Here is a 12352-nt window from a genome sequence, read left to right on the forward strand (position 1 = left end):
CACGCTTTTAATTGCATCGGCGCCGACGTGTGTCGCCGTCGCGCCGAACGACCACCGAGCCCCGCACCCTCCCTGATCCGTCGATCCGACACCGGGCCGCCCGCGGCCGAGGGAATGGAGTCCGCCGATGCCGAGCCCCGCCCGCCCCACCCTCGTGCACACCCTCGTCGGGCACGCCGCCACCCGCGGCGGGCAGACGGCCTACGAGTACCTGCACGACGACGGGCGAGTGGACAGCCTCACCTATCAGGAGCTGCTGGACCGGGCCACCGGCGCGGCGGCGCGGCTGCGCGCCGACGGCGGACAGAACGGCCCCGCCCTGCTGCTCTACCCGCCCGGCCTGGACTTCGTCGTCGCCATCTGGGCCTGCCTGCTCGCCGGCGTGCCCGCCGTTCCCGCGTACCCGCCGCTGTTCGGCTCCACCGACCGCATCACGGCCCGCTTCCTCCGGATCCTCGACGACTCCAAGGCCACCACCCTGCTGGCCGACCCGATGGTGCTGGAATTCTTCACCACCGGCCTGAGCGCCGAGGACCTGCCGAGGGTCCTCACCCTGGAGGAGACCGGCGAGGAGAGCGCCGCCACGACCGCGAGCGGCGACACCCGCCCGGACGTCCTGGCCGAGCTGCTGCGCACCGCCGCCCGCCCCGAGGACACCGCTCTCATCCAGTACACGTCGGGCAGCACCGGACAACCCAAAGGCGTTGTCCTGGAACACCGGAATCTGCTCGCCAACATCGAGGCGATCACCGACGTGTTCCAGCTCGACAAAACCGCCCGCGTTGTCTCCTGGCTGCCGCCCTATCACGACATGGGCCTCATCGGATTCATCCTCACACCCGTCCACGGGGCATTTCCGGTCCGCCTGATGTCACCCGTGCATTTCCTCAAGAATCCCCTCGCCTGGCTGCGCCAGATCAGCGAACTCGGCATCACCCACACCGGCGGACCGAATTTCGCCTACGACCTGTGCGACCGGCGCGCCGGCAAGGCCGACCTCACCGGACTCGACCTGAGCACCTGGCGCCTCGCCTTCAACGGCGCCGAACCGATCCGCCCCGCGACCCTCCACCGGTTCACCGAACGCTTCGCACCCCACGGCTTCCGCCCCGAGGCGTTCCTGCCCTGCTACGGACTGGCCGAGGCCACCCTCATCGTCACCGGACACCACTGGACCGGCCACGAGCGGGGCGTCGACGACGACGGCCGCGTCGACTGCGGGCCCGTCATCGACGGACACACCCTCGCCCTCGTCGACCCCGACACCGGCACACCCGTCCCCGACGGCGCCGAGGGCGAGATCTGGATCAGCGGCCCCAGCATCAGCGGCGGCTACTGGAACAGCACCGGCACCCCCGACAGCGAACTCTTCGGCGTCCTCGACGGCACCCGCCACCTGCGCACCGGCGACCTCGGCAAACTGCGCACCGGACACCTCACCGTCACCGGCCGCCGCAAGGACGTCCTCATCCAGAACGGCGTCAACCACCACGCCCACGACCTGTGTTCCGCCGCCGTCGAGGACAACCCCGCCGTACGGCCCACCGCCGCCGCCTTCAGCGGCCCCGACGAAGAAGTCGTCATCGCCGTCGAGGTCGCCGGCCAGGACCACGACCGGGCCGCCCTCGCCGCCGACATCCGGACCCGGGTCCTCACCGCGACCGGAGTCCGCGTGCACACCGTCGTCCTCTGCCCGCCCCGCAGCATCCCCCGCACCACCAGCGGGAAGATCCAGCACTCCCAGGCCCGCACCCGCCACCTCGCGGGCGAACTCGGCGGCACCGCCGTCACCGCCACACCCGCCACCGCCACAGCCGAGGACGCGGAACTCATCACCCTCTTCCTCTCCTCCATCTTCGCCGCCGTCTGTCAGGTCCCCTCCTACGGACCCGACGAGACCCTCACAGCCATGGGCGGGGACTCCCTGCGCGCCGCCGAGATCGCCGCGGTCGTCGAGGACGCCCTCACCCTCCCCGTACGCGTCGAGGACGTCCTGCGCGCCCAGTCGCCCCGCGAACTGACCGCACGACTCGCCCGGCGCTGGGCCGACAACGGCGTACCCGCCGGCGACGCCCTGCAACGCGTCAAGACCCTGATGTCCCACGAGTGAGGCCGACCCCCACACCCGGCAACCAAGCGGAGGACCACGTCCGGTGACAAATCGGAGGACGACGCCCGTGTCAGACAACGTTCAGGTACCCGCCGACCTCGGCCGCGACCTGCTCGCCCGCTGGCGTGCCCGCACACCGGACACCACAGCGCCCGTCGTCCCCCAGGTCAGTCCCATCCAGCTCGGCCTGCGGCTGTTCGAGGAGATCCACCCGGGCACGGCCGCCAACATCCTGCGCTTCGACGCCGAGGTCGGCGGCACCGTCGACAGGGACCGCCTCGCCACCGCCCTCCGTACCCTCGCCCGACGGCACCCCGTGCTGCGCACCACCTTCCCCCACGGGGACCGCACCGCCTGCGCCGTCACCCCCGAGGCCGACGCCGCACCCGACCTGACCGTCACCGACCTCCGCCACCTCGGCGCCGCGGCCGGCCGCGACCAGGCCCGCGCGGAGGCCGCCACCCGCGCCGGGGCCCCCGTGGACCTGGCCACCGGCCCGCTCTGGCGGGTCGCCGTCTGGACCCTCGCCGACGGCACCGCCCGCCTCCAGCTCCTCGCCCACCACATCGTGGCCGACGGCTGGTCCCTCGGTGTGTTTCTCGCCGAACTCGGCACCCTGTACGCGGACCTGCCCCTCGGGCCGGCCACCCCCCTGCCGCCGGTCCCCGCGACCCCCGACCCGGCCGACCTCGCCGCCTGGCGCGACCGGCTGGCCGGCGCCCGCCCGCTCGCCCTGCCCACCGACCGGCCCCGACCGGGCACCCGCCGGTTCCGCTCCGACCACGTCGACCTCTCCGTCGACGCCGACCTGCTGCGCCGTGTCGAGGACGTGGCCGACAGCAACGGCATGACCCCCTTCATGGTCCTGCTCGCGGCACTGCACCTGACCCTCGCGCGCACCGCCGGCCACGACGACATCACCGTCGGATCGCCCATCGCCACCCGCGAACGCCACCGCGCCCCGGGCGCCGTCGGCCCGCTGGCGACCATGCTCGCCCTGCGCACCGACACCACCGGGGCCCGTACCGCCCGTGAGGTGCTGCACGCCGTCCGGGACACCTGCCTGGACGCGTACGGCCGCGCCCACGTGCCTTTCGAGACCGTGGCGGAACAGCTCGGGCAGCGCGGCACCGCCCTGTTCGACGTGCTGTTCGTGCTCCAGCCGCAACTGCCCGTCGTCCACCTGGGCGACCTGCCGGTCCGCCCGACGGTGATGGCGCCCACCACCATCCGCAACGACTGCGAGCTGTACCTCTGGCAGGGCGAGAACGGCATCACCGGCTTCCTCGGCTACGACACCGACCTGTTCACCGCCGACACGGCGGGCCTGCTCGCCGACCGCTTCCGCACGGCCCTCACCGCGTTGGTCGACGGTCCGGGTCAGGAGTTGGCGGGGTTGGATGTGCGGTCGGTGGGGGAGCGGGAGCGGTTGGGTGGGTTGTCGGTGGGTGCGGGGCTGGGTGTGGTTGGTGGTCGGGTTGAGGGGTTGGTGGAGGGGGTTGTCGATCGTTCGGATCGTGGTGCTGTGGCGGTTCGTGGTGCGGACGGAGCTTTGTCGTACGGGGAGTTGGAGGAGCGGGCGAATCGGCTGGCGTGGGGTTTGAGGGGTGCGGGTGTGGGGCCGGGCGACTTGGTGGGTGTGTGTCTGCCCCGGTCGGTCGACTTGGTCGTCGCACTGCTGGGTGTGTTGAAGTCGGGTGCGGGTTATGTGCCGATGGATCCGGGTTATCCCGAGGAACGTGTCGAGTTCATGGTTGAGGACTCGGGTGTGTCGTTGGTTCTGCGTTCGGTGGAGGATTTCCCGGACGGTGGGCGGGTGGATCGGGTTCCGCTCACGGGTGGTTCGGACGACGCGGCGTATGTGATCTATACGTCGGGTTCGACGGGTCGTCCGAAGGGGGTGGTGATCGAGCATTCCCAGGTCGTCGCCATGCTTGCGTGGGCCGGCCGCGTCTTCTCCGCCGAGGAACTGTCAGGAACGTTGGCGGCGACGTCGGTCTCGTTCGACCTTTCGGTGTTCGAGATCTTCGCTCCGCTGTCCGTCGGTGGGACGGTGTTCGTGGTGCCGGACAGTGCGCTGGATCTGATCGCCCATCCGGGCCGGTATGAAGACGTGACGCTGGTGAACACGGTGCCGTCGGTGGCGCGGGAGCTGCTGGCGTCGGGTACGGTGCCGCCCCGCGCACGGACGATGAACCTCGCGGGCGAACCGCTGGCACCCGGCCTGGTGCGAGAGTTGTACGCGCATCCGGTCATCGATGTGGTCAACAACCTGTACGGGCCGAGCGAGGACACGACCTATTCGACGCACGCGGTGACGTCTCCCGGTGATGCCCGTACTCCGATCGGGGGGCCGGTCGACGGCACCACCGCCCACGTCCTGGACACGAATCTTCGCCCGGTGGTGCTCGGTGCGGTGGGGGAGCTGTATCTGGCGGGTGCCGGTGTGACGCGCGGTTATCACGCCCGCCCCGCTCTCACCGCCGACCGCTATCTCCCCGACCCCTTCTCCGCCGACGGCGGGGGACGGATGTATCGCACGGGAGACCTGGTGCGGTGGCGCCCCGACGGCCAGCTGGACTATCTCGGCCGGGCGGACGGACAGGTCAAGGTCCGTGGCCACCGGGTCGAACTCGGCGAGGTCGAGGAGATCCTCCGCCGCCACGACCAGGTGAACCAGGCTGTCGTTGTCGCCCGCGAAGACGTATCCGGATCACTGCGCCTCGTCGCCTACATCGTCCCGGACCAGCCCGGCGGAACAGTCCCCGACGGACTGACCTCCCACGCCCGCACCTGGCTGCCCGACTTCATGGTCCCCTCCGTCTTCGTCGGCCTGGAAGAACTCCCCCTCCTCCCCAACGGAAAGACCGACCGCAACGCACTCCCCGACCCTGACCCGGGTGCCGGCCTCACCGCATTCCGTGCTCCTTCGGGAGCGGCCGAGGAACTCGTCGCCCGTATCTGGGGTGAACTGCTCGACATCACCCAAGTCGGAGCGGACGACGACTTCTTCAGCCTCGGCGGGCACTCCCTCCTCGCCACGCGTCTCACCCACCGACTCGGTGCCGCCCTCGGCACCCACGTCCCGCTGCACCTCGTCTTCGAACACCCCACCCTCACCGAACTCGCCGCCCACCTGCCCCGCTCGGGCGACGGCCACGAGCCCATCCCGGTCGCGCCGCGTACCCCGAACTCCGACGGCACCGTCACCCTTCCCGCCACCTCCGGCCAGAAGCGCCTGTGGCTGCTGTGCGCTCTGGACCCGCAGGCCAACCTGGCCTACACCCTCAACGGCGGGGCCCGGATATCCGGCGACCTCGAAGTCCCGTCACTGGCACGGGCCATCGAGGAGGTCGCCCGCCGCCACGAGGTGCTGCGGACCACGCTGCGCGAAGAGAACGGCGAGATCGTCCAGGTCGTGCATCCGCTCTGGCGCGGCGACCCGCTCGCGTCGGACCCGTCAGACCCCTCGGACACGGCCACGGTGAACGCGGTCTCGGCGGGCGACAACGAGGCCGCGCTGCTGGAGAGTTGGCGTCGGTCCACGGTCGACCTCGCCGCAGGTCCCCTGTTCCGCGCCCGGATCGTCCGCCGGACCGAGGACGCCCACCTGCTCCTGCTGTCCCTGCACCACACCATTGCCGACGGCTGGACGCTCACCCTCCTCCTCGACGAGATCGCCCAGACCTACACCGCCCTTGTCGAAGACCGCCCCCTCGCCCCCGCGCCCGGTCTCCAGTACGGCGACTTCGCGCACGCACGGGCCGCCGCAGGCGTACCCGAGGACGACACCGGGCTTGTCCACTGGCGTGAGCGGCTCGCGGGAGCACGCGCGCTGGATCTCCCGACCGATCACCCGCGCCCGGCCCGCCGTACCCACAACGGCGCTGCCATCCCTGTGGAGTTGAGCGCCGAAGTGGTCGGCCGGCTCGCGCGGAGCACCGGAACCACCCCGTTCGCCGTGGTCGCCACAGCGGTCACCGTCGTCCTGGGCGCCCTGTCGGGCAACCACGATGTGACCATCGGTATCCCGACCAGCGGGCGTACCCACCCCGACACCGCCGGGATCCTGGGCTTCTTCACCAACACCCTGCCGCTGCGGCGGACTCTGGACCCTCGGGCCACCCTCGCGGAAACCCTGCGCGCCACGCACCAGGCCCTGGTGGAAGCGCACCAGCACGCGGAGACACCGTTCGAGGAGATCGTCCGCCACGCGGCGGCCACCCCTGACGGCCAGTCGCGCGGCCCGCTGTTCCAGACGATGCTCGCCCTCAACGAGACCCCGTCGCGGAATCTGCACCTGCCCGGTCTGACCGTCACCCGGCTCGACATCGCGCCGGCGGGCTCCCAGTTCGAGTTCTCGCTCCACCTGGAGCAGGGCGAGGACGCCATCACCGGCTATCTCACCTATGACACCGACCTCTACGCCGGCAGCACCGCGCGTCTCCTCCCCGAGCGCCTCGCCGCTGTCGTCTCAGCTCTGGCCGAGCATCCGGACGCTGTGCTGGCGGGGTTGGATGTGCGGTCGGTGGGGGAGCGGGAGCGGTTGGGTGGGTTGTCGGTGGGTGCGGGGCTGGGTGTGGTTGGTGGTCGGGTGGAGGGGTTGGTGGAGAGGGTTGTTGACCGGTCTGACCGTGGTGCTGTGGCGGTTCGTGGTGCGGAGGGGGCTTTGTCGTACGGGGAGTTGGAGGAGCGGGCGAATCGTTTGGCGTGGGGTTTGAGGGGTGCGGGTGTGGGGCGGGGTGATGTGGTGGGTGTGCTGCTTCCCCGGTCGGTTGATCTGGTGGTGGCGATGTTGGGTGTGTTGAAGTCGGGTGCGGGTTATGTGCCGATGGATCCGGGTTATCCCGAGGAACGTGTCGAGTTCATGGTTGAGGACTCGGGTGTGTCGTTGGTTCTGCGTTCGGTGGAGGATTTCCCGGACGGTGGGCGGGTGGATCGGGTTCCGCTCACGGGTGGTTCGGACGACGCGGCGTATGTGATCTACACGTCGGGTTCGACGGGTCGTCCGAAGGGGGTGGTGATCGAGCATTCCCAGGTCACGGCGATGCTGTCCTGGGCCGGCCGCGTCTTCTCGCCTGAGGAGTTGGCGGGAACACTTGCCGCCACCTCTGTTTCCTTCGATCTTTCGGTGTTCGAGATATTCGCGCCGCTGTCCGTCGGTGGGACGGTGTTCGTGGTGCCGGACAGTGCGCTGGATCTGATCGCGCATCCGGGCCGGTATGAAGACGTGACGCTGGTGAACACGGTGCCGTCGGTGGCGCGGGAGCTGCTGGCGTCGGGTGCGGTGCCGCCGCGTGCCCGCACGATGAACCTCGCGGGCGAACCGCTGGCACCCGGCCTGGTGCGAGAGTTGTACGCGCATCCGGTCATCGATGTGGTCAACAACCTGTACGGGCCGAGCGAGGACACGACCTATTCGACGCACGCGGTGACGTCTCCCGGTGATGCCCGTACTCCGATCGGGGGGCCGGTCGACGGCACCACCGCCCACGTCCTGGACACGAATCTTCGCCCGGTGGTGCTCGGTGCGGTGGGGGAGCTGTATCTGGCGGGTGCCGGTGTGACGCGTGGCTATCACGCCCGCCCCGCTCTCACCGCCGACCGGTATCTCCCCGATCCGTTCTCCGCCGACGGCGGGGGGCGGATGTATCGCACGGGAGACCTGGTGCGGTGGCGCCCCGACGGCCAGCTGGACTATCTCGGCCGGGCGGACGGACAGGTCAAGGTCCGCGGTCACCGGGTCGAACTCGGCGAGGTCGAGGAGATCCTCCGCCGCCACGACCAGGTGAACCAGGCTGTCGTTGTCGCCCGCGAAGACGTATCCGGATCACTGCGCCTCGTCGCCTACATCGTTCCCGACCAGCCGGGCGGACTGGTTCCCGACGGGTTGTCGTCGCATGTCCGTACCTGGCTGCCGGACTTCATGGTCCCCTCCGTCTTCGTCGGCCTGGAAGAACTCCCGCTGCTTCCGAACGGGAAGACCGACCGCGGCGCGCTTCCCGACCCTGACCCGGGTGCCGGCCTCACCGCTTTCCGTGCTCCTTCGGGAGCGGCCGAGGAACTCGTCGCCCGTATCTGGGCTGAGCTGCTCGACATCACCCAAGTCGGAGCGGACGACGACTTCTTCAGCCTCGGCGGGCACTCCCTCCTTGCCACGCGTCTCACCCACCGACTCGGTGCCGCCCTCGGCACCCACGTCCCGCTGCACCTCGTCTTCGAACACCCCACCCTCATCGACCTCGCCGCTCATCTGCCCGCCGACAAGGAGCAGCAGCGCGTCCCGCTCATCGACGTGCTCGACCGGGTTCCGGCAGCGGACGGGACCCTCGTCCTGCCGGCGTCGCTCGGCCAGGAGCGGCTCTGGGTGCTGTGCGCGCGGGACGCGCAGGCCAACCTCGCGTACCACATCAGGGGCGCCGTCCACATCGACGGAACCCTGGACGAGGACGCGCTGACCACCGCCCTGCGGCATCTCGCGCGTCGCCACGAGGTGCTGCGTACCTCGTTGCGTCAGATCGACGGCGAGGTCCGCCAGGTCGTGAGCGCCGACCCCGAGGTGCCGCTGACCCGGACCGCCACCGCCGACTGGGAAGCGGTGGTCGAGGCGGAGACCCGGCGGGCCTTCGACCTCACCACCGGCCCCCTCTGGCACGTGACGCTCGTCCGTACCGGCCCCGAGCACCATGTCCTCGTCGTCAGCCTGCACCATGCGATCGCCGACGGCTGGTCGCTCGACCTCGCCTTCCGGGAGGTCGCCGAGAGCTACGGCACGCTCATGCACGCCCCCGACACCGAACCGCTTCCGCCCTCTGCCGTGCAGTACGCCGAAGTGGCCACCTGGCAGCGCGATACGGCGCCGAAGGAACTGGACTTCTGGCGGGCCCAGTTGGCTGACGCTTCGTCGGCCGGTCTGCCCACCGACCGGCCGCGCCCCCCGCAGCAGACCTTCCGGGGCGACTCGGTACCCCTGACACTTCCGCAGGAAGCACTCGGCGCCGCCGCCCGTGCCGCGGGAACCACCTCGTTCACCGTCCTCGCGACGGCCCTGGCCGTCGTCCTCGCCAAGCTCACCGACCGGTACGACGTGACCATCGGCATCCCCGTCGCCGGCCGCGACCACCCGGACACCGCGGAGGTCGTCGGCTACCTCGTCGACACCCTCCCGCTCCGCCTGCGCCACGACCCCGACGGCACGCTCGCCGAGGCCCTGCGAACGACCCGCGAACTCGTGGACGACGTCCGCGCCCACCCGCAGCTCCCGCTGGAAGAACTGATCAGGGAGTTGCGCCCGGACCGCGACCGCAGCCCCCTGTTCCAGGTGCTCCTCGCGCTCAACGGAACCCCGCCCCGGTACGAGCTGCCCGGTCTGACCGTGACCCCGGCCCTCGTTCCGTTCCGCACCACCCCGTACGACCTGGTCGTCCAGGCGGAGGAACGCGACGGCGGCGTCACCGGACATCTGGTCTTCAACACGGACCTGTTCGAGCGGTCGACCGCTCTGCTCATCGCGGACCGACTCTCCACCGTCGTCCGGGCGTTGGTCGACGGTCCGGGTCAGGAGTTGGCGGGGTTGGATGTGCGGTCGGTGGGGGAGCGGGAGCGGTTGGGTGGGTTGTCGGTGGGTGCGGGGCTGGGTGTGGTTGGTGGTCGGGTTGAGGGGTTGGTGGAGAGGGTTGTCGATCGTTCGGACCGTGGTGCTGTGGCGGTTCGTGGTGCGGACGGAGCTTTGTCGTACAGGGAGTTGGAGGAGCGGGCGAATCGGCTGGCGTGGGGTTTGAGGGGTGCGGGTGTGGGGCCGGGCGACCTGGTGGGTGTATGTCTGCCCCGGTCGGTCGACCTCGTGGTCGCCTTGCTGGGTGTGCTGAAGTCGGGTGCGGGTTATGTGCCGATGGATCCGGGTTATCCGGACGAGCGTGTCGAGTTCATGGTTGAGGACTCGGGTGTGTCGTTGGTTCTGCGTTCGGTGGAGGATTTCCCGGACGGTGGGCGGGTGGATCGCGTTCCGCTGACGGGTGGTTCGGACGACACGGCGTATGTGATCTACACGTCGGGTTCGACCGGTCGTCCGAAGGGGGTGGTGATCGAGCATTCCCAGGTGGTGGCGATGCTGTCCTGGGCCGGCCGGGTGTTCACGGGCGAGGAGTTGGCAGGCACGCTCGCCGCCACCTCTGTTTCCTTCGACCTCTCCGTGTTCGAGATCTTCGCGCCGCTGTCCGTGGGCGGGACGGTGTTCGTGGTCCCGGACAGTGCGCTGGATCTGATCGCCCATCCGGAGCGCTACCAAGACGTGACGCTGGTAAATACGGTGCCGTCGGTGGCGCGGGAGCTGCTGGCGTCGGGTGCGGTGCCGCCCCGCGCACGGACGATGAACCTCGCGGGCGAACCGCTGGCACCGGGCCTGGTCGGAGAGTTGTACGCCCACCCGGTCATCGACGTCGTCAACAACTTGTACGGGCCCAGCGAGGACACCACGTACTCCACGCACGCGGTCACGTCTCCCGGTGACGTACGGACTCCGATCGGCGGGCCGGTCGACGGCACCACCGCCCACGTCCTGGACACGAATCTTCGCCCGGTGGTACTGGGTGCGGTGGGGGAGCTGTATCTGGCGGGTGCCGGTGTGACGCGTGGCTATCACGCCCGCCCCGCTCTCACCGCCGACCGCTATCTCCCCGATCCGTTCTCCGCCGACGGCGGGGGACGGATGTATCGCACGGGAGACCTCGTACGCTGGCGCCCCGACGGCCAGCTGGACTATCTCGGCCGGGCGGACGGACAGGTCAAGGTCCGTGGCCACCGGGTCGAACTCGGCGAGGTGGAGGAAATCCTCCGCCGCCACGACCAGGTGAACCAGGCTGTCGTTGTCGCCCGCGAAGACGTATCCGGATCACTGCGCCTCGTCGCCTACATCGTCCCGGACCAGCCCGGCGGAACAGTCCCCGACGGACTGACCTCCCATGCCCGCACCTGGCTGCCGGACTTCATGGTCCCCTCCGTCTTCGTCGGCCTGGAAGAACTCCCCCTCCTCCCCAACGGAAAGACCGACCGCAACGCACTCCCCGACCCCGAACAGGGCATCGGCCGCACCGCCTACCGCGCCCCCGCCTCCCCGGCCGAGGAACTCGTCGCCGAGATATGGCGCGAGGTCCTGGACATCGGCGACATCGGCGCGGACGACGACTTCTTCGGCCTCGGCGGGCACTCCCTCCTCGCCAGCCGCGTCATCAGCCGGCTCGCGGCGCGTACCGGCACCGACGTACCGCTCCAGCTCATCTTCGACCACTCCGAACTCGCCGACCTCGCCCGGCAGTTGCCCGATCCGGCGTCCTGGGCGGCCCCGGCCGGGATCACGCGCGTCCGGCGCGTCAGGGGACGATCCGCCGCGGGGTGAGACCCGGCCCCTTCCCTCCACGTACGCCCCGCTCCCCCCTCCGTCCTTCCGCTCCCTACGAGATACAGGAGAAAGCGATGAAGCAGGAAAAGGCAACACTCGACGTCCCACCCGCGCCGGTCGCCGGGGTCGCTCCCGCGGCGAGGACGGCCGCACCCGTGCCGGATCTGTCCCAGGGACCCCGGGCCACCGAGCCCGCCATGCTGGGCTTCGGGGGATTCCTGCTCGGCTCCATCTCGCTCGCCTTCTACCTGAAGGACGTCAGCATCCCGGCCAACTCCCTGGTGGCCTCGCTGCCCATCATGGTGTTCAGCAGCACCATCATGCTGCTGATGGCCTCGGTCTGGGCGATGCGCCTGGGCGACGGGGTGTTCGCGGCGGTGTACGGACTGTTCGGCACCTTCTGGCTGAGCTTCTCCGTACTCAGCCTCGCCCTGAACAACAACCTGATGGGTGAGTTCGAGAACATCGAACAGCGTCAGGCCACCGCCAACTTCGTCCTGGTGTGGGCCATCGTGATCGTTCTGCTGACGCTGACGACCCTGCGGCTGCCGCGGGTCTTCACGTTCCTCTTCGTGGTGGTCTCGGCGACCCTGCTCGTGCTGTTCGGCTCGATCGAGCAGGCCATCGACCAGACCGTCAACAACCCCCTCAAGCCGAGTGACCCCTGGCTGATCTATGTCGGCATCGGGACGATGTTCCTCTTCATCGTGCTCGGTATGTACATCTTCGCCGCCTTCATGCACCGGGCGACCGGCGCCAAGACCCTCCCGCTGGGCAAGCCGCTGGTCAAGGGCCGCTGAGCACGGATTCTTCCCGACGTCCCGCGTACGACTCCGCGTATGAAA

Annotated in this window: 3 protein-coding genes; all 3 read left to right on the top strand. The window is 70.0% G+C overall.

Annotation, left to right across the window (positions count from 1 at the left end; all coding sequences use genetic code 11):
• Window positions 1-127: 127 nt before the first annotated feature.
• The 3 genes from OG875_RS29590 (at window position 128) to OG875_RS29600 (ending at window position 12307) form a co-directional block, all read left to right on the top strand.
• Window positions 128-2110 (top strand): AMP-binding protein, encoded by a 1983-nt coding sequence (locus OG875_RS29590; protein WP_330177298.1) that lies wholly within the window; start codon window positions 128-130, stop codon window positions 2108-2110.
• A 67-nt stretch (window positions 2111-2177) separates the two neighbouring features.
• Entirely contained in the window at window positions 2178-11504 is a 9327-nt protein-coding gene (locus tag OG875_RS29595) for a non-ribosomal peptide synthetase (RefSeq protein WP_330177299.1), read from the top strand.
• A gap of 77 nt (window positions 11505-11581) precedes the next feature.
• A complete protein-coding gene (locus OG875_RS29600) occupies window positions 11582-12307 on the top strand; it encodes a GPR1/FUN34/YaaH family transporter (RefSeq protein ID WP_330177300.1) in 726 nt (241 codons plus the stop codon).
• Window positions 12308-12352 lie beyond the last annotated feature (45 nt).

The organism is Streptomyces sp. NBC_01498 (assembly GCF_036327775.1).
GTDB lineage: Bacteria > Actinomycetota > Actinomycetes > Streptomycetales > Streptomycetaceae > Streptomyces.

Bases quoted from the DNA above. Each gene is read 5' to 3' on its own strand.
- OG875_RS29600 (WP_330177300.1), top strand. From the start codon at position 11,582: ATGAAGCAGGAAAAGGCAACACTCGACGTCCCACCCGCGCCGGTCGCC.
- OG875_RS29590 (WP_330177298.1), top strand. From the start codon at position 128: ATGCCGAGCCCCGCCCGCCCCACCCTCGTGCACACCCTCGTCGGGCAC.